This is a genomic window from Glutamicibacter ardleyensis (assembly GCF_014644555.1).
GTDB lineage: Bacteria > Actinomycetota > Actinomycetes > Actinomycetales > Micrococcaceae > Glutamicibacter > Glutamicibacter bergerei.
The window spans coordinates 43,197-61,354 of record NZ_BMKX01000006.1 but is presented as its reverse complement, the minus strand read 5'-3'; the positions used below and the strand labels follow the sequence as shown (position 1 = coordinate 61,354).

The following is an 18,158-nucleotide window of genomic DNA, read 5'->3' as shown; positions in this document are numbered from 1 at the left end:
CGTGCCCGGCCTGGGAGCGGATTATCCATGGAGCCTGCGGTATGCGGCTTGCGCCGCCGGGTGCAATGGCTGGCCGCCGGTTGAGATCAGTGTATCTGGGGTCAAATATTGTATTCCCGCACTGTTACGTGGAATGAGTTCGCGCGCATGGTTGACCAAGAGTTCAACTACCGCCGAGACCACCGAATCGGGCAAGGACACGTTAGCCATCAAGAGGTTGGCCACTCCGACGGTATCGACCTGTGCTACCCCGGCATAAGTGTCTTGCGGGATTATCACCGGCTCGTAGAGCCGCGGGTATTCTTCGCGCAAGCGCGGGAGTACCGAGGACATACTGATCAGCCGAAGTGGTAAACGTTGTTCCAACTCGGTAATCGAACTTACAGGGATCCCGCCGAAAAGGAAAAGAGCATCGATGCTGCCTTCTTCCAGCGCTTTCAGCCCGCCAACGTAGCCGAGCTGGCGTTCACGAGGGCTACGCATAGCGGTATCGAGTCCCGTGGCATTAAGGATGCGCTGCCCGGTGACCCAAGTACCTGACCCGGGGGCTCCGGTGCCGAGCCTGCGCCCGGAGAGGTCTGCCAAGGTGCGGATGCTGCTTTCTCGCGGCACCAGACAGTGGTAATAATTTTGGTACACACGCCCCAAGGCAACTAAAGAACTCTCCGCAGGCCTCAGTTGGGCCACAGTATCGGCCAGTGCCAGCGAAAGTCCTGCTGTCCCATTCTTCAAAAGTTTCAGATTCTCGACGCTGGCCTCGGTGATCAACGCCTCGGAGTTTTCGGCGATCTTGTATTTGACCAGTGCCTCGCACAATAAGGTCGCGAATTCAAAATACATGCCGCCGTTTTCACCCCCGGCGACATCCAGCCGCGGAATCAACGGCCCGGCGGAACAAGCGGCCAGCCCGGCACCCATCAGCGAGAGTCCACCCCAGCGAAGTAGCTGTCTGCGTCCGATAGTTCGCGCGCCAATAGCCGGTGATTTACCCAAGGTGCACCCCCTGTCTCGGTGCAGCGCTGCGTAGCAGAAGAAGTCTCATCTGCAGTCCGCCACCAACGCCGGCCTCTACGATCAGTTCGCCGCCATTAGCTTGGGCCAGACGTTCCACAATCGCCATGCCCAAACCAGTTCCGGGGCTTGCCCCGGTGGGATCCGCCCGCCAGAAACGCTCGGTGACCAAGGCTAAGTCCTTGGTGCGCAGCCCCGGTCCGTGATCTCTGATGATGATTTCGACGATTTGTTCCGTGGCGGTAAGGCTCGTAAGCACCGGTGCTCCCGGAGCATATTTCAGGCAGTTCTCGTAGAGTTCGGCGATCATTTGCTGCAGCTCGAATTCGTTGCAACTTACCCAGAATTCAGTTTCTTGGCCCGAGTTGAACAATAACTCCGTGCCGGTGTTGCGGGCGCTCTCGGTCCGCCGCTCAATTTCTTCGATGAGCAAATCACGTACCGGGACCGGCGCGGAGTCGGCAACGCCCGTGGCCAGCGTAGTGCCAGCGGTGAGCTCAGAGAGTCGGTGGTCGGCGCTGGCCAAACGCAGCACCGCGTCCAACAGGGTTTCGACTCTTCGCAGTTCTTTCTCCACCGCCCGCACCCCTTGCGGATCCGCCTCGTCGCCGAGCCGCATTTTCAGAAGATCCACGCGTAGTCGCAAGGCGGCGACCGGGTTGCGCAACTGATGTGAGGTTTCGGCGATAAGTTCGCGCTGCTGCGCCAAACTAGCGGTCATCACCTGAGCCATGGTGCTAAAAGAACGTGCCAATTCCCGTAGTTCCGGCGGGCCGGCAGCTTCTAAAGGCGCCGCGGTTTTTGTTGCAGCTAGGGCCTTGGTCGCCTCGTTGAGCCGGTGGATAGGTCGTAATACCCAGGTGGTGACTCGATCTGCCAGAAGCAATAAGGCTGAGCCTGCGGTCAGGCTGACTAACACCACCAGCACCCAGCGTTGCAAAACCAGTTCTCGGGCAGAATCGAGATTTACCTGCATAATTACCGCGCCCAGCACCTGGGTGGAATTGCCATAAGGCCGAGCGATGAGCGACTTGTCGTTGGATAAAGGGTTGATGGTGTCAATATCGGTGTGTCCTAGATTCAGTTCGGTGTTCTCAACCACCTGTTGAACCTGCGGGTCACGCGGATCGATACTCCCAGAGGTGAAGGTCTGCTGATCCATCCGTATCAGCAGCCCCTCGTTGTAGAGCTGTGAGTAGGTATCCATTTCTTGTTGCAATTTGCCATGATCCGCATCCAGGGAAGCCGCCAGCTGAACAAAACGGTTCAGCGACGCGGCACGGGTCAGCCGCAGTTGCTGGGTGGCATCAACGCTCGCATTTTGCATCAGCACGCCGGAAACGATGATCACTAACAACGCCAGCAAGGAACCCAAGATGAGAATGACGCGGCGTCTCACGGGGCCTCGATGCGGTAGCCGACTCCGCGCACGTTGATGATCATTCCCGGACTGTCCAGCTTGGCGCGCAGCCCCGTCAGATGTACGTCCAAGGAACGGGAAACCGCTATGAAAGCGTCTCCCCACAGCGCGTCGAGTATTTGTTCGCGGGTCACGACCGAGCCTGCATGTTGTGCCAGCAAGGAGAGCAAATCAAACTCTTTCGCTGTCAGATTCAGTGACCGCTCCCCCAACCCGGCGGTTCGCTTATCTAAATCGATACGCAGTTCACCAACCTGCAATTCGCTACTGGAACTCGAGCTGAGCTGCGAACGCCTGGCCACAGCCTCAATGCGTGCCAGAAGCACCGTCAGTCCAATGGGTTTAACCAAATAGTCATCGGCGCCTTGGCGCAGTCCTCGAACGACGCTGCGTTCATCATCGCGGGCGCTGAGGATGACTATCGGACTACTGGTGATAAGTCGCAGCTTGCGCAGAACCTCGAGCCCATCCATGTCCGGTAGGCCCAAATCGAGCAGGATCATCTGCGCTTCGCGGTGCCGCAGCAGCGCATCGGCCCCTCGGGCCACGCAGATTGCCGTATGTCCGGCAGCTGCCACGGCGTCGACCAGGGCCGTCGCGACGGCGTCGTCATCCTCGACGATAAGCAGCTGCAAGGTCATGTCCCTTCGATCTCTGGTGCACCACGCACCCAGATGCACTTTATCAGCTGGGCTAAACGAATAACTGACCGAACGGTTTCCTAAGACAGTCTTAAGATTTGGCGCACATGTTGGATATGGGCTGGCTCACCCATACATTAGATCTGTCTCTCATGTTGGCGTGATGAAAATCAATGTAGCTTTTACCTCACGTAAACCGATCACGGACACCGGTACTCGCACCGGAAACGAGCAAAAACTTTTAAGGATTATATTCATGGCCGAACAGCAGCAGCCGGGCGCTTCAGACGCCGCGGTTCAGGGCGACCGCGACGGTGGCGGTCCACCAAAATGGAAGATTGTCGGACCGGGTCTGGTTGTTGCGGCAACCGGTGTAGGCGCAGCCGATATGGTCGCCACCTTGGTTGCGGGTAGCCAGTACGGCTACGCCCTACTTTGGGCAGTGATTTTGGGTGTCATCCTCAAAATCGTTTTGGTCGAAGGCGCCGGACGTTACACACTGGCCACCGGAAAGACCATCTTTGAGGGTTGGAAGACCCTTGGTAAGTGGACCACCTGGTACTTCGGTCCGTACATCATCATTTGGGGCTTCGTTTACGGCGCCACCGCGATGAGTTCTGCGGCCATGCCGTTGGCAGCACTCTTCCCGGCCGTGGATTTGAAAATTTGGGCAGTCCTGATGGGCCTGGCCGGTTTTGCGATGGTCTGGTTCGGCAAGTACTCCTTCTTTGAGAAGGTCACCGCGGTTCTGGTGGGCATCATGTTCATTACCGTAGTTGGCTTGGCAGTCATTGCTGCGCCGAACTTCCCGGAGATGATCAAGGGACTTGTTCCAATGATTCCGTCCGGCGGCGTGGTCTACACCCTGGCACTAGCCGGCGGTGTCGGCGGCACTATTACCCTGGCTGCTTACGGATACTGGCTGCGTGAAAAGGGCTGGTACACCCCAAAGTGGATGCGTGTGATGCGTATCGACAACTCGATGGCTTACGTCATGACCGGCATCTTCGTGATTGCCATGCTGATTGTGGGCGCCGAAGTAGTTCAGGCTGCTGGCGTTTCCTTGTCCGCAGGCGACCGCGGTCTGCTGGACTTGGGTGATGTGCTCAACGAACGTTACGGCACCTTTGTAGGCACCGGATTCCTTGTGGGCTTCTGGGCCGCTTCCTTCTCCTCGATCATCGGTGTATGGAACGGTGTTTCGCTGATGTTCGCTGACTTCTGGGGCCACATGCGCAAGAAGCCAGCTGGCCACCCAGACACCATGACCGGTGGCAAGTACTTCAAGTTCTACGTACTCTGGCTGACCTTCCCGCCAATGGTCTTGTTCTTGCTGGACAAGCCAATCGCGCTAATCTTGGCCTACGGCGTGCTCGGCTCGCTGTTCATGCCATTCTTGGCGATCACCTTGCTTGGCCTGCTTAACGGCAAGCGAATCCCTAAGGGCTGGGCCAACCGTTGGCACACCAACACTGCTCTGGCTATTACCGCGATACTGTTCATTGCGCTGGGCATCCAGCAACTGATCAAGAACCTCGCACCGCTCTTCGGCGGTTAGCGAGTTGCGTCCAAAGAGGCCTTCATCCCGAGCAATACGGGATGAAGGCCTCTTTTCGTTCGTGAGTTAGGCGGCAGCGACTACGCTGAAGGCAATGACTACCCAGGATAAGAATTTGAGTCCCCTTCAGGAAGATACGGCGCCTTTCACCAACCGCATTGGCATCTTAGGCGCTGGGCGAGCCGGCACCGCTTTGGCGCGTGCAGCGGCGACTGTCGGGATTCCAGTGAACATCGCCTCTTCGCGATCACCGAGCCAGATGAAATATCATCTAGCTCAATATGCCCCAAAGGCCACCGCAGTACCAGCCAAAGACATTAGCACCGACGTTTCCTTAGTCGTGCTCATGGTGCCGCAAGACGATCTCGATGATGTGGACCGTGAATCCTTGGCCGGACTAACACTCATCGATGCAACAAACCGTTGGGAAGACATGCCCCTGCCCAGCTGGCTGGAAGACGGACAGGCCGCTGGGCTTTCTAGCTCCGAAGTTATTGCGCAACATTTTGCTAGCTCACGAATCGTCAAGGCGTTGAATCACATCAGCCATTGGGACCTGGATTCGGACAGTTCCACTCGACAAGCTCAGCAGCGCGCCTTAGCCGTCGCATCGGATCATGAAGCTGATGCGGTTCTTGTAGCCCGACTAGTCAGAACCCTAGGTTTCACTCCGGTTCTAGTTGGGGAGCTACCCAAAGGCAGTTTGCTGGAGCCTGAGGGGGAAATTTTCAATCAAGTACTTAGCCCGGCACAGTTGCGCGCACTATTGCACAAAAGCTAATACCCGCGTGGATACGCATTTGGTCGATACGCACAGAATTTGCCTGTGACCCTTGACACGGATTGCGTCATTTCGCTTTCGAAAGCACTACTCAACTGCGATTTATCCGCAAGATTCCGGGAAAATCAAGCCTCCGAGGACCCGAGCTTGCCGAATTGGAGTTCATGAATATCTGGTGGTAGAGTTTTACTTCGTTGCCAGCGGTAATAACGCAGACAACGCATGACCTGCGCGGGTGGCGGAATAGGTAGACGCGCTAGCTTGAGGTGCTAGTCCTCGCAAGGGGGTGGGGGTTCAAGTCCCCTTTCGCGCACAGGTAGAAACCCCGGTTGACTTCGGTCGATCGGGGTTTTCTTTTACCCATGTTGACAGGAACGCCAAATCTGGGTTAAGTCCCAAAATGTGTGTATGGAACTCAAGTCATAAAGATGTCATCTGCTGACAAGCATTGACAAGCACCCCGCGCAAGGCATTCGCGAGCCGGCGCGACTCATCACCAGATTCCCCAGATCACTTCACTGCCCCAACTTAGTTCCAATCTAAGTACTGCGGTAGGACATGGCACATAGGCCAGATCGCCTGGGTTCCGGCAGATTCCTCCAACGCAGAAAATTTTCGAGCGAAGCTCAGCAATGTTGATTCAGGTCTTGATTAGGTCGTTCACTCCCCTGAGTAATGCTTCGAGTCCCAGGCATTGCCTCTCGCTAACCTGGCCGAAATACTGTGATTTTGGTCCCTGTAACGCAAGCAACACATGTCGCTTTTCGGGCAACTCTCCATAATTAGGTATTTTATGTTTACAACCATGAAACCTCAGCTGACTTGGATAGTCATGTGATTATTTAGGCTCAGTCCAGGATCAAACTTCACTATCCAATTCGCGGGAAACTAATCCAACGACGCGAATTTACCGGTCGGTTGGACCCAACAACAGGAGCTACACAGTTCTTGATTAGTAATCACTGCTACTCATCGGTAATGTTCTGCGAGTGCATCTCAGTCCAGATGCTGAACGAAGTCACTTATAACTTGAAAGAGGAATAGTCATGGGTTTCATTGGTTGGATTGTTTTGGGTCTTATTGCCGGTGCGATTGCAAAGGCAATCAAGCCAGGTAAGCAGGGTGGCGGCTGGATCGCTACGTTGGTACTTGGCGTTGTTGGCGCCGTTGTTGGCGGCTGGATCGGCTCCGCGTTGTTCAACGCGGACATTAGCTCGTTCTGGTCGTTGTCGACTTGGCTGTTGGCAATCGGCGGCTCGTTGATTGTTCTCATTATCTGGGGATTCTTGACTCGCAAGAAGGCGTAATCACGCATATAGAAACGGCCTCGCTCCTCGGAGCGAGGCCATCTTCGCGTTTAACCCGTCATTTCCGGCTCATAGGCCAATACTTAGCTCTTTGCGGCGCATTCGACAGAGACAGAGTGTCCGATCTCGTTGGTTGTGGTACTAAATACAGCACTGACTTTCTACGCTCATGCACCGATGGCTGAGCAGCTGCCTAACCAGTCACCGCTCTACCTACATTGAAGATATTTTCAGTTAGATTAAGTTCGTTGTTATTCGCCGAATGCGACTCCGTGCGTCATGCCCGTTCGTCGATTTGCTCGATGGTCACGGCGTTCTCCGCTCAGCATTTATCTCGAAACACCACGGAGGACGTGTTCAATCGCTTCGACCTGCACACATTTGGAGATATTCAGTTTTCTTTGAAGCGCGGGATGGTTGGGTCCAAGGTTCCCGTAAACCTCGTGGGAATGCGTGGGAGTGTGTAATTTGACCGCTGGGAGACTAATAACTGTTTTTTGCGTCGCCTGTTGGTCGAACCTCTACTATTGGACTAGCAAGGCTCATGTTCAGTAAATCTGGCAAAAGTTTTTTTCTTAGTTATTTTTCGAGCCATTAACTTTCATGCCACGTTAATTTTCTGCTACTGATTTCACGTGCATTCTGGTACATAAATTACGCGGGAACTTGAACTTAAAACCTTTAAATTGCCTTTACCCATGGGGTTCGTCAAACTAATAATTAGTATTCACTCGCAACCCTCCAGAAGGATCAATGGACCACTTTCCTAGCCCCATCGCGCCCGATCGACCCGTCAAACAGAAGAAGCCTGGAATGGGGAAACTAGGCTGGATCATCCTGGCCGTAGTCATCGTAGCTGCTTTCGCATTGATGATCGCTCAACCAGAGCTAGTCTTCGCCCTGAGCATTCTTGGCATCATCGCGGCAATAATCGGCATCATTATCGGACGTCTCCCCTGGCTACGCGATCGTAAACGAAGCGCCGGGTTCGGTGGAGTAATGGTCTTGCTGTTCGTCGCGTCCGCCATCACCGGCTCATCCCAGTATGCCGCTGACAATCCGGCGCCTGCTGTTGCGGATCCTATGGTGATTAGCAGTGAGTCGCCAAGCCCTACACCGTCAGAGTCCCCGTCCTCTACAGCCATTGCTGATTTCGTCGGACAGGAGTGCGAGGGTGAAGAATTGCTCATGGAGCAGGGAGCGGAGAAGCTCTACTGCGACGAAAGCACAGCTGGTGTTTTGCTTTGGGCTAACCAAGATGACCATGACAAAACTATTTTGGCGGCCAAGGAAGTAGCTGAAGAAAAAGCAGCGAAAGGAGAGGCTGCCGCGAAAAAGAAAGCCATTGAGAAAGCCGCCGCTGACAAGAAAGTAGCGGAAAAGAAAGCCGCAGAAATGGCCGTAGCTAAAAAGGCCGAGCAGAAGGCTGAAGAAAAACGCATCGCGCAACGGGAAGAAGCCGCTCGTATCGCTGAACGAGAGGCCATCGAAGAAGCTTATGAAGCACCTGCACCGGTTTCCACTTACTACCAGAACTGCAGTGCTGTGAAAGCCGCTGGCGCCGCGCCAATTTACCGTGGCGATCCAGGCTATTCAGGCAAACTCGATAGAGATGGGGATGGCGTCGCTTGCGAAAGCTAGTCAACACCCTAGGGGTGACTTTGGTTTCAGCGTTACTGGCCGGATGTGGCGCCCAGGCCGGTAGCGCCGAACCGTCACCTGGTGCAATCTCGCCGAACATACCGGCTGAGATAGTCATTCGTACCGAAGCACCACCGATCCTTATCAGCACGGAAGAGCCCACTGCTACACCGGAATCACTAACAGTAGAACCTAAAGAGTTCGGCACACCTGAACCCACTATGTCCACGGCACCGAAGGCGAAGAAAACTGGCCAAGCTACTGGCACGCTCTCACTGTTAGCGGAAATTCCGGTCAAGGGACGTGCACCGAAAACAGGTTATGACCGCGACCTGTTCGGTAGCGGGTGGGGCGATCCGGACAGAAACGGGTGCGACGCCCGTAACGATATCCTTGACCGCGACCTAGATGTGCACACCTATAAGCCGGGCACACACGAATGCGTTGTTCTTACCGGTACTTTGCTTGATCCTTTTACTGGCCAGACGATTGAATTCCAACGTGGACAAGGCACTAGCAACGCCGTCCAGATTGACCATGTCGTAGCGCTCTCAGATGCTTGGCAGAAAGGAGCACAAAAGCTATCAGCCGAACGTAGAGTGTCATTCTCAAACGACCCCCTCAACCTCCTCGCAGTGGATGGTCCAACCAACGCATCAAAAGGTGACTCCGATGCCGCATCCTGGCTACCACCGAACCGCGGCTACTGGTGCGAATACACCACGCGACAGGTTGAGGTCAAGCACAAATACGGCCTCTGGATGACCGAAGCCGAACACGATATTAGCGGTCGCATCCTAAAGGAACGATGCGCATAGTAAGGCCAAATCTCATCTACTGGTTGGCTAGGGAAATGCGGCCAAAATCGGGACAAACGGGGAAACTATAATGCTTGCCTAACTTTCAGCCGTTTACCCAAAATACTTTTCAAGGGCTTCACCCGAAATTTCGTTATTGGGATTCAACAACCTGGTCAGCAGTGACCGCGGTTGCAACAATCTCCTAAGCGCTATTCGCATTGACTGCTCGGGTGAACTGCCGAAACGCTCTTCAAACATCCAACATAGAAAGCGCTGCCGCAAGGAAGTCCTCCTTATCCTTCATGGATACCCAGAAATGTTCTGAGGAAATAACACTACAACGGTCCAACTGCCTTGGCAGTTGAAAGCTACAGAAAACTCCCCAGCGTTCCTATCTGATGTATCAATAGAAACGTTGGGGAGTTTTTGAAAATGTTGAATTACTCTCTCATCTCAGTATTTCATTAATGCAAAATCTAGAGATGTCGAGCACCTATATATCTGATGTGCAGCGTCATGGCGCCAAAATTAACCAATAACTTCAGAATGCTGCTACTTGATTCCGAAGTCGAAACCACCCTGCTGATGGTGTCCAAACCGTTCCCTCAAGAAGTTACCGGTACTGGTCAAATCTGTTGATGTCTGGCTGTGTCGAGTTGAATGCAACGTTTCAGCCTGCCTAAACAACAGCTGGAGCTGTTCAACGAACTCATCATTTGGAGTTCGTCCATTCGGCTGGGTGTTCTCTACCATGTTCGGAGGTATAGCAAGGAATCCTTGAAGTACGGAAGGCAGATATTCTTTCGAAACAGCGTCTAGTTCATATTCAAACCTGGCATCGCCTGATGGCTGACGATTTTCAGCATCAATTACGGAATCGAGCAGCTGGCAAGTCTCCAATATCGTTACGTAGGCTCCATTAGGAAGCCTGTGCTTATTCTGTTTCGCTTGTGAACTAACCCACGTCAGCGCCGCTGACCTTTCATCTGGCGCCTGAGGGTTCCGGATTACCGCAGGCGTTTGGTACTGCGGAGATGGATTGGCCACAACTGGACGGGCCCTCTCCTGAACTGGGATAACCGTACCCCTACGTGGAAGCCATAGATCCCGTAAGAAATAGGATCGAATGGCAGAAGCCACCATTGATCCCACCCCAGCAAAAGCAGCAATTCCGAAAATCGGTGATGATGAAGGTACAGCGAACGCCGAGACGAAGGCAGCCGCGTAAATTGCTCCCTCAATAATTACATTCTTGCGCTTAGCGAATATTCCAATAACAAGCACCAAAAAGGAAACAAACAACCAGAACAGAAAAGCTAGTACAACTTTTACAACATTGCCTCCAGTTAACCGTTTCATCAGTACCCCTTCGTTACGCTGGTGTTCGTGTTGTCTGACAGGTGACTTCGCTCAAGTTGATGCCTTGCCTGTTCCACCTGTCCTTCAAGGACCTGCACAGTCTGTTTCATGGATTTGTTTGCTTCAATCTTGAATCTGTCAATTTCATCCATGGCTTGGAACACGTTGTTGAAGGCCTGCTGTAGTTTCGCCGGATCGATCGTCGCTTGTGTGGCATTTTTATGGATTGCAGTGCCCTGCGACCGAAGAAGTTCCGACGTGGAAACGATAATGTCTGCCGTGGTCGAATTCAGTGCATCGATCTGCGCTAAAACGATCTTTTGCTGTGCAAGAGCCTGCGCAACAATTACCGCTACGCGAAGAGCAGATAGGGTCGTATCAAGCGCTCGATCAACTCCCTTGATCAATTCCAGATTGTTCTTCTTCACGACATCAAGCGCAAGATAACCTTGGACAGAAACAGCCATTTGGGTGAGTAGGTCTTGGTGGCGTTGGCGGACGTAGAAGAGAGCCTCAACTTCAAGCGTTGTGGCATCATCCGAGTTACCCGCATTCTGCAACCCCTCGATTTTTCGTTCTAAACCGTCGGCGAGATGGTTCGCCAGGACTGCATAATTGGCTAGTTGTCCCATTGCCGCCCAGAGCGCATCACGTTCTGTCTGAATGGCCGCGTTGTCTTGACGCAAGTCGTCCTGACCACCTTTCAGCGCTTTTGTAATCGCATCAAGTTGCGTTTGCGCCGATTCATACTTCAAGAAGTATCGCTGTATGGCGTTCCCACCCGGCAAGAACTTGAAGATTCTTTTCGCACCAGTCAAATCATGACGTTGCGGATCTAACTCGGTCACAATCTGGCGTAGCTCTACCAAACTATTTCCGGTACGTGACGCAGGGTCGGCACCGGTCGCAGCCAATGCGGCTGCGGGCCTCTTCAGCATGCGATTGGAGGCGGTACCCGCTAGCTGCATAGTCCCTTCACCAAGACGTGTGAGCTGTGCCAGCTTTGCCTGAAACTCTGGACTTTGTAATGGAGTGCTCAAAAGATCATCCACAAAGCTATTTGCAGTTAACGCATGTTTCTCTTGCGCATCTACGTCGACCAGAATCATGCCACCTACTTTTTCTGGCGAGTGAATCGTCACTTCCGGCACAGGCTGAGGCGGTTCCAATTTAAGCGGGCTTACTGCCGGTGAAGACGAATTACCATCCAGATCGAGAGGGTTAAACATGCCGTACTCCTTAAAGACTTTGCTATTGAGATAAGTCTACGTTGATTCACTTGAAGATTACCCCAAATAGCGGACACAATAGGGCGAGCAAATACTAGTTTTTGCTTCCCAGAGTGACATTAAACGTGCTTCTCATATGTACTCGCTACGTAGTTCCAATCGTTTAGTAGGTATTGACTTTTCGCACCAAATTTTCTCATCGCACTCGCACGATGTGACTTGAAGTAAGCACAATCAACAATGTTTAAATCTTTGCATGAACCGCTAAACCAATATCAAAATTTCGTTTTCTAGAGCCTGCCATTATAAAAATCCCTTTACCATCCATCTGGCTTGGCATGTAATAGATTTCATTCGACAGAGAGATCCAATTTTTGGAGTCAGGTGGTTATCTAAGATGCTCCGACAATTCGCTTCGTTCGAAAAGAGGTATTTAAAGGATCGTGCGTTGGAAGATAACGACGTTTTCGCAATATCTCCCGAACTCGCCCTTAATCATTTTTCGATGAGCGACATCTTCAAATTTCCTCACTAACCGGGATCAGCCTCTACAGCCGAACAACAATTACATGCTTCGGCAGTGCACTAACAACAGTCGTGAGGCATGGATACAAGCCCCTTGATACGCTGTCGCATCCAAGTTGATATGATCGAATATGGCTGCTCGCTAGGTGGCGCGGCCCGCTATCCGCTCATCATCTTGGAGACCCAATGCGAATCGCCATGCTTTCCCTGCACACCTCGCCCATGGAACAACCCGGGTCCGGCGACGCGGGTGGCATGAATGTATACATTCGAAACCTCTCCTTAGCCCTCGGGGCGCTGGGCCATGAGGTGCATATGTTCACTCGTACCGCTGATGAATCAACGTCGAGCGAAGTGAGCCCGGCCGTCTTCATGCATCAGGTGCAGATACGTCCTGGGGCTCAGTTGTCCAAAGAAGAACTGCCGGACATCATCGATGAAGCCGCTTCCCTGCTCAAGGAACATATGGCTGGCCTGAACATCGACATCATCCACGGTCATTACTGGCTCTCTGGGATGGTCGGTTTACAACTAGCCGAAGCATGGAAAATTCCCCTAGTTGTTTCGCTTCATACCTCCGCTGCCGCCAAAGAGTTTGAGTCTGGTATTCCCGAGCCCGAAGAGCGCAAGGAAGCCGAGCGCCGTCTCCTCGCCGGAGCAACTCGCATCATCGCAAACACTCCGGTCGAGGCCAGGCAGCTTTCCCGGTTCTACAGCGTAGATAAAGAAAAGCTCGATGTGGTGCTGCCGGGGGTTGACCACAAGGTTTTCCACCCCGACCAGAACAAACTCCGCCGCCCGTTAGGTGCCGATGATCTCCATCTGGTTTACGCTGGTAGGCTACAGCGGCTCAAGGGTGCCCATGTACTGATCGAGGCGATCGCCCTCGCCCGCGCCGAGGACCCGACACTGAAAATCACCGCGTCATTGTTCGGTGCGAATTCTGGTTCCGCCGATTACGACCTGCCAGCTCTTGCCGAGAAACACTCAGTCGCCGATGTATTGAGCTTCTTCGGTCCGCTACAGCCCGCACAGCTTGCCGCAGTCTTCGCCAACGCCGACGTGGTGGCAGTACCCTCGCTATCAGAAACCTTCGGGTTGGTAGCTGCTGAGGCACAGGCCTGCGGCACCCCGGTTCTCGCAAACCATGTGGGCGGATTGGCTTATGCGGTCAACGACGGTGAATCGGGCTGGTTGATGGAAGATTGTTCTCCCCATCTTTGGGCACAACAGCTACTGACACTCGCGCGCAATCCTGCGATGGTCACCCAGGCTGGGCACGCAGCGCTTGAACATAGTGGTGAGTTCACTTGGGAACGGGCAGCTGTGACTTCGCTAGCCAGCTATCGCATGGCGAGCACCCCGGCCCCGACACCATCGCAACAGCTCTAAGGATCACATGCGTACCCCTTTCTTCTGGCTGGCACATCGTTTCCCACTAGAACGTCGCTCACTTCGTATCGCATCACTTGCTGCGCTGATTGCAGCGATCTTGATCATTCTTGGCGGCGGTGTAGTCCGCGTTACTGGCTCGGGGCTCGGTTGCCCTGACTGGCCCACCTGCGCGGGCGGGTCAGTAGCACCGAGTGCGCAGATGGGATTGCATGCCATTATCGAGTTCGTCAATCGACTGCTGACCGTTGGATTATGCGTCGTGGTGGGCTGGGTAATTATTACCGCTCGCTTGCAACGCAGGCAGGCTCCGGAGGTGACCCGTTGGGCTTGGATGCAGTTCTGGTTTGTGGTTTTGAACGCCGTCATCGGTGGCATCACCGTCTGGGTCGATCTGAATGCGTATGTGGTGTCTGGGCACTTCCTGGCGGCTACCGGGCTGCTCACTGCCGCGGCCATCACCTGGCAGAAAAGTCAGAACCTCGATAAGCCGCAGCTGCCCGCCGGTTCGCGGAATTCACGCGTGCTCGCCCGCTGGCTTCTGGCCATGACCGCGGTGCTGGTCATTCTGGGAACCGTGGTTACCGGTACAGGCCCTCACGCCGGCGATTCGGCCAACGTTCCGCGCATGCCGTTCTCCTGGATTTGGGTCACCCTGATCCATGGTGTCGCGGCGCTGGCGGCGTTCAGCTTGGCAGTCGGCTTATGGTGCCGTGCGAAGCGGGCCGGCGAGAAGCTCCTCGCAGACAAGACCTTGCTTTTTATTCTCGTTTTTCTAGGCCAAGGAGCTCTGGGAATCATTCAGTCCCTAACTCACCTGCCCGAGCTGATGGTCGTTTTGCATCTAGTCGGTTCGGCATTGGTCTGGATTGGCGCCGTCCGCGTACTTTTGGCGGCCGAAGGAAGCCATCACGCTACAACACGAATCCCCGCAATGGCCGTATAAATTTAGTGGTCCGTAGCTAATTGCTACGGACCACTAAATTTTAGTCTTTGCGGGTCAGGTCCAGCTCAAAGTGTGGTTTGAGCTTGCGCGGGTTCCACCCTTGCACTTTGTACCCCTGGCTGGTCGCTTCAAATCCCAGATCTACGGTGGCCGGCAGTAGCACCGGAGTTTTAAATTCAATGCGCCACGAATAGTTTCCGCTAGCCGGTTCAATTCCTGCCAGCGCGCGAGCCGCCAAATAAATACCGTGGGCAATGGCCCGAGGCATTCCTAGGGCCTTCGCGCTGAGTGCACTGAGGTGAATCGGGTTGTAGTCCCCGGCCACGGAAGCCCATGCCCGTCCAGCACCTGCTCCCAGTTTCCATTGTGCGGTGCGCTGCGGCGCACTAAACTCACTATGCTCCACACTCGGCGGCGTTTGGCCATCAATTTTGACGCCTTTAGCCAGGAAGGTGCTGCGCAACAACATTCGGGTTTGCCCGTCCACCACAATCTTTACCAGCAGATCGCAGCAGACCCCCTTGGGGTGTGCCACTAAGTTCTCGGCGTTCACTTCCACGTCAAATAACTCGGCGTCCCCCAGCGGCTCGGCGACGTCCACCTGGTTGGTTAGGTGAATCATGCCCAGCAACGGCAGCGGAAAATCTTCGCGTAGCATCAAGGACATCGCCAGCGGGAACGCCAGCGAATGTACGTAGAGGCTAGGCAGTTTACCGTTGGCCGGCGCTTTGACCGCGCGGCGGAATTCTCCGAGTTTTTCCCGGTCGGCTTGAGCCCCTTGGAAGACCAGCGTCACCTCGGGCAACACCGGGTTCTTACTCTTACGGTTCAGCGTTTTGACCGCCCGCGCATAAACCGATCCCATCGAGGGGATCGCGGAAACTACTTCGGCACCCATTTAGGCACCCACTAGCGACTGACCGCAGACACGCAGTGTCTGGCCGTTGAGGCCGGCGGCAGCGTCAGAGCCAAGGAATCCAATCGCCTCGGCGACATCTACCGGCAAGCCACCCTGCATGAGCGAAGGCAACACCAAGCGTGCCACGGTTCGAGTGCCCAGCGGGATCTTTGCGGTCATCTCGGTTTCGATAAAGCCCGGTGCCACGGCGGTGATCGAGCCACCGCTTTCGGCGAATAGTGCGGCGCTGGCCCGTACCATGCCGATGACCCCGCCCTTGCTGGCGGCGTAATTTGTCTGGCCGCGGTTACCGGCAATGCCGGAGGTCGAGGCCAGGCTGACGACGCGTAGCCCGGGTAGTTTTGCGGCCAGGAAGACCTCATTCATGCGCAGCTGCGAGGCGATATTAACAGCGATCACCGAATCCCAGCGGGCGGCATCCATATTTGCCAGTAGCTTGTCCCGGGTGATTCCGGCGTTGTGCACTACCAAATCCAGCGAGCCGTGCCGAGTGAGCGCGTGGTCCATGATGCGTGCGCCAGCATCCTTGGCGGTGACATCTAGCTGCAGCGTAGTGCCACCGACCTGATTTGCCACCTTTGCGAGCGCGTCGCCCGCCTGCGGCATGTCAACTAAGACCACCTTGGCACCGTCACGGGCCAGGGTGCGGGCAATCTCCGCGCCGATACCACGGGCGGCGCCGGTGACGACTGCGACCTTACCGGCCAGTGGTGCCCGGAAGTCATCGGGAAGTTCTCCAGCTTCGGTGCGGACGGTCAAAAATTGACCATCCACGTATGCGCTGCGCCCGGAGAAGAAGAAGCGTAGCGCTCCCAGTGCGCTCGGGCTGACAATGCTGGTGTCACCAGCTAAGACGATGCCGTTGGCGGTGGCTCCACCGCGCATTTCGCGTCCCAAGGAACGCATCGCGCCATCAATGCCTTGGCGGACCGCGGCGACCGCAGGCTCATCGTTAGCCAACGCCGGCTTGGAGACGGAAACCACCCGGGCTCCGGGCACTAGTTTGCGCAAGGCAGCACCGGTGGCAAGCATCAGGGCGGAGAGCTGTTCGGGATGGCTCAGCTCATCGAGTAGCAACACCAGCCCACCTAGTTTGCTCTGCCCCGCATCGTGGCGGCGCACATCCAATCCCCAAGAGACCATGACGTCGCTGAGTTCCTGGGCACGGGCGGAGGTGCCTAAGACCAATACCGGACCGGGAAGCAGCGGGGTGTCTACCCCGTAGCGGCGCAGGCGCGGTGGGCGTGGAAGTCCAAGCAGCTTCGCAAGCTTCTTGGTCATCCCACTGTTCACTAGTTCTAGGTACTTATCAGCCATTTACTTTCGTGCCTCCAAGATTGCAACAACACCCTGACCACCGGCGGCACACACGGAGATCAGTGCGCGGCCCGAACCCTTTTCATGCAACATTTTTGCGGTGCTGGCGATCAGTCGTCCGCCGGTGGCGGCGAATGGGTGGCCAGCGGCCAGCGAGGAACCATTCACGTTGAGCTTGGCGCGGTCCACGGTGCCTAGTGGTTCGTCTAGTCCCAGCTTTTCGCGGCAGAACTCTTCGGACTCCCACGCCTTCAGCGTGGCTAGCACGGTGCCGGCAAAGGCCTCGTGGATCTCGAAGAAGTCAAAATCTTCGAAGCTGAGGTTATTGCGCTTGAGCAGTCGGGCGGTGGCGTAGGCAGGAGCCATCAGTAGTCCTTCGCTACCGTGGACAAAGTCCACCGCGGCAGCTTCGAAGTCTACAAAGTTCGCCAACATCGGCAGATCGTTTTCCTGAGCGTAAGCCTCGCTACCCAAAAGCACTGCCGAGGCGCCATCGGTCAGCGGGGTGGAGTTCGCAGCGGTCATCGTGGCCTGCTCCCCCAGCGACTTGCCGAAGGCTGGCTTAAGCTTTGCCAGCTTGTCCATGGAGGAATCGGCGCGCAGGTTATTATCCTTGGCTAGCCCGTTAAACGCGGTGATCAAATCATCGAAGAAACCACGGTCATAGGCGGCTGCAAGATTTTTGTGGCTGGCCAACGCTAGTTCGTCTTGGGCTTCGCGGGTGATGCCCCAGGCATGGGTGGTGATGGCTTGGTGTTCACCCATTGACATCCCGGTGCGTGGTTCACCGGTGCCCGGAGCGCTGGGTGCTAGGTGTGCCGGGCGGATCTTCGCCAAGGCGCTGAGCTTGGCCTTGGTGCTGCGCGCCCGCGAAAGTTCCAGCAGGATAGCGCGCAATGGCTCGGAGACCACAATTGGCGCGTCACTGGTGGTATCCACGCCACCGCCGATGGCCGAGTCGAGCTGGCCGAGCTTGATCTTATTTGCCAGCGAACCGATGGCTTCCATGCCGGTGGCGCAAGCCATCTGTACGTCGTACGCCGGAGTAGCCGCGTCCAATGAGCTACCCAGTACGCACTCGCGCATCAGGTTAAAGTCCTTGGAGTGTTTGAGTACCGCGCCGCCGGAGACCGCGCCGATGCGCTGTCCCTGCAGGCCAAAGCGGGCTACCAGGCCTTCCAGCGCGGCGGTGAACATGTCCTGATTGGAGACGTTCACGTAGGCGGTGTTTGACCGGGCAAAGGGAATACGGTTGCCACCGATGATTACCGCGTGGCGCACTGGCTGATCGGCCATGGAAGAACTCCTAGGG

Annotated in this window: 15 protein-coding genes and 1 tRNA gene; 8 read left to right on the top strand and 8 right to left on the bottom strand. The window is 55.2% G+C overall.

Features of this window, described 5'->3' with window-relative positions:
- Nucleotides 1–21 precede the first annotated feature (21 nt).
- Genes IEX04_RS12005 through IEX04_RS11995 form a run of 3 tightly spaced genes read right to left on the bottom strand, consistent with a single transcriptional unit; the run spans nt 22 to nt 3,072 of the window.
- The gene (locus IEX04_RS12005; protein ID WP_141392834.1) at nt 22–993 is read right to left on the bottom strand and encodes a TAXI family TRAP transporter solute-binding subunit; all 972 of its coding nucleotides are present in this window, start codon (nt 991–993) and stop codon (nt 22–24) included.
- A complete protein-coding gene (locus IEX04_RS12000) occupies nt 986–2,410 on the bottom strand; it encodes a sensor histidine kinase (protein ID WP_188685945.1) in 1,425 nt (474 codons plus the stop codon). Before IEX04_RS12000 ends, IEX04_RS12005 begins: the two co-directional genes overlap by 8 nt.
- Entirely contained in the window at nt 2,407–3,072 is a 666-nt protein-coding gene (locus tag IEX04_RS11995) for a response regulator transcription factor (RefSeq protein WP_170947694.1), read from the bottom strand. The genes IEX04_RS12000 and IEX04_RS11995 overlap by 4 nt, the downstream gene beginning before the upstream one ends.
- Before the next feature lie 256 nt (nt 3,073–3,328).
- Here IEX04_RS11995 and IEX04_RS11990 point away from each other — a divergent pair, with 256 nt between their 5' ends.
- The 6 genes from IEX04_RS11990 to IEX04_RS19095 all read left to right on the top strand — a co-directional run bounded on the left by IEX04_RS11990 (nt 3,329) and on the right by IEX04_RS19095 (nt 9,177).
- Nucleotides 3,329–4,630 (top strand): Nramp family divalent metal transporter, encoded by a 1,302-nt coding sequence (locus tag IEX04_RS11990; RefSeq protein ID WP_188685943.1) that lies wholly within the window; start codon nt 3,329–3,331, stop codon nt 4,628–4,630.
- 115 nt (nt 4,631–4,745) lie between these two features.
- The gene (locus IEX04_RS11985; protein ID WP_229677123.1) at nt 4,746–5,411 is read left to right on the top strand and encodes an NADPH-dependent F420 reductase; all 666 of its coding nucleotides are present in this window, start codon (nt 4,746–4,748) and stop codon (nt 5,409–5,411) included.
- Between the two features lie 229 nt (nt 5,412–5,640).
- Nucleotides 5,641–5,724, top strand: a tRNA-Leu gene (locus tag IEX04_RS11980).
- A 733-nt stretch (nt 5,725–6,457) separates the two neighbouring features.
- Nucleotides 6,458–6,718 (top strand): GlsB/YeaQ/YmgE family stress response membrane protein, encoded by a 261-nt coding sequence (locus tag IEX04_RS11975; protein WP_188685939.1) that lies wholly within the window; start codon nt 6,458–6,460, stop codon nt 6,716–6,718.
- Between the two features lie 813 nt (nt 6,719–7,531).
- Nucleotides 7,532–8,359, top strand: coding sequence for an excalibur calcium-binding domain-containing protein (locus IEX04_RS11970; RefSeq protein ID WP_229677122.1), 828 nt, complete (start codon nt 7,532–7,534; stop codon nt 8,357–8,359).
- Nucleotides 8,347–9,177: an HNH endonuclease family protein gene (locus IEX04_RS19095; protein WP_308422421.1), complete on the top strand. Its 831-nt coding sequence runs from the start codon at nt 8,347–8,349 to the stop codon at nt 9,175–9,177. The genes IEX04_RS11970 and IEX04_RS19095 overlap by 13 nt, the downstream gene beginning before the upstream one ends.
- Before the next feature lie 534 nt (nt 9,178–9,711).
- On the opposite strand, the gene IEX04_RS11960 is transcribed toward IEX04_RS19095, so the two are convergent.
- Nucleotides 9,712–10,518 (bottom strand): hypothetical protein, encoded by an 807-nt coding sequence (locus IEX04_RS11960; protein ID WP_188685934.1) that lies wholly within the window; start codon nt 10,516–10,518, stop codon nt 9,712–9,714.
- A complete protein-coding gene (locus IEX04_RS11955) occupies nt 10,518–11,747 on the bottom strand; it encodes a toxic anion resistance protein (protein WP_188685933.1) in 1,230 nt (409 codons plus the stop codon). The genes IEX04_RS11960 and IEX04_RS11955 overlap by 1 nt, the downstream gene beginning before the upstream one ends.
- 711 nt (nt 11,748–12,458) lie before the next feature.
- Here IEX04_RS11955 and IEX04_RS11950 point away from each other — a divergent pair.
- Both IEX04_RS11950 and IEX04_RS11945 read left to right on the top strand, forming a co-directional pair.
- On the top strand, nt 12,459–13,664 hold the full coding sequence (locus IEX04_RS11950) for a glycosyltransferase (RefSeq protein WP_188685931.1): 1,206 nt from the start codon (nt 12,459–12,461) through the stop codon (nt 13,662–13,664).
- A gap of 7 nt (nt 13,665–13,671) precedes the next feature.
- The gene (locus IEX04_RS11945; RefSeq protein ID WP_188685929.1) at nt 13,672–14,610 is read left to right on the top strand and encodes a COX15/CtaA family protein; all 939 of its coding nucleotides are present in this window, start codon (nt 13,672–13,674) and stop codon (nt 14,608–14,610) included.
- 40 nt (nt 14,611–14,650) lie between these two features.
- Here IEX04_RS11945 and IEX04_RS11940 read toward each other — a convergent pair whose 3' ends face one another.
- The 3 genes from IEX04_RS11940 to IEX04_RS11930 are packed head-to-tail and all read right to left on the bottom strand — an operon-like array spanning nt 14,651 to nt 18,142.
- Entirely contained in the window at nt 14,651–15,508 is an 858-nt protein-coding gene (locus IEX04_RS11940) for a MaoC family dehydratase (RefSeq protein ID WP_188685927.1), read from the bottom strand.
- The gene (locus IEX04_RS11935) at nt 15,509–16,846 is read right to left on the bottom strand and encodes a 3-oxoacyl-ACP reductase (protein WP_188685925.1); all 1,338 of its coding nucleotides are present in this window, start codon (nt 16,844–16,846) and stop codon (nt 15,509–15,511) included. It abuts the gene before it with no gap.
- Entirely contained in the window at nt 16,847–18,142 is a 1,296-nt protein-coding gene (locus IEX04_RS11930; RefSeq protein WP_188685923.1) for an acetyl-CoA C-acetyltransferase, read from the bottom strand.
- Nucleotides 18,143–18,158 lie beyond the last annotated feature (16 nt).

Bases quoted from the DNA above. Each gene is read 5' to 3' on its own strand.
- IEX04_RS11935 (WP_188685925.1), bottom strand. From the start codon at position 16,846: ATGGCTGATAAGTACCTAGAACTAGTGAACAGTGGGATGACCAAGAAG.
- IEX04_RS11975 (WP_188685939.1), top strand. From the start codon at position 6,458: ATGGGTTTCATTGGTTGGATTGTTTTGGGTCTTATTGCCGGTGCGATT.
- IEX04_RS11950 (WP_188685931.1), top strand. From the start codon at position 12,459: ATGCGAATCGCCATGCTTTCCCTGCACACCTCGCCCATGGAACAACCC.
- IEX04_RS11970 (WP_229677122.1), top strand. From the start codon at position 7,532: ATGGGGAAACTAGGCTGGATCATCCTGGCCGTAGTCATCGTAGCTGCT.
- IEX04_RS11990 (WP_188685943.1), top strand. From the start codon at position 3,329: ATGGCCGAACAGCAGCAGCCGGGCGCTTCAGACGCCGCGGTTCAGGGC.
- IEX04_RS11995 (WP_170947694.1), bottom strand. From the start codon at position 3,072: ATGACCTTGCAGCTGCTTATCGTCGAGGATGACGACGCCGTCGCGACG.
- IEX04_RS11945 (WP_188685929.1), top strand. From the start codon at position 13,672: ATGCGTACCCCTTTCTTCTGGCTGGCACATCGTTTCCCACTAGAACGT.
- IEX04_RS11940 (WP_188685927.1), bottom strand. From the start codon at position 15,508: ATGGGTGCCGAAGTAGTTTCCGCGATCCCCTCGATGGGATCGGTTTAT.
- IEX04_RS11955 (WP_188685933.1), bottom strand. From the start codon at position 11,747: ATGTTTAACCCTCTCGATCTGGATGGTAATTCGTCTTCACCGGCAGTA.
- IEX04_RS11930 (WP_188685923.1), bottom strand. From the start codon at position 18,142: ATGGCCGATCAGCCAGTGCGCCACGCGGTAATCATCGGTGGCAACCGT.
- IEX04_RS11960 (WP_188685934.1), bottom strand. From the start codon at position 10,518: ATGAAACGGTTAACTGGAGGCAATGTTGTAAAAGTTGTACTAGCTTTT.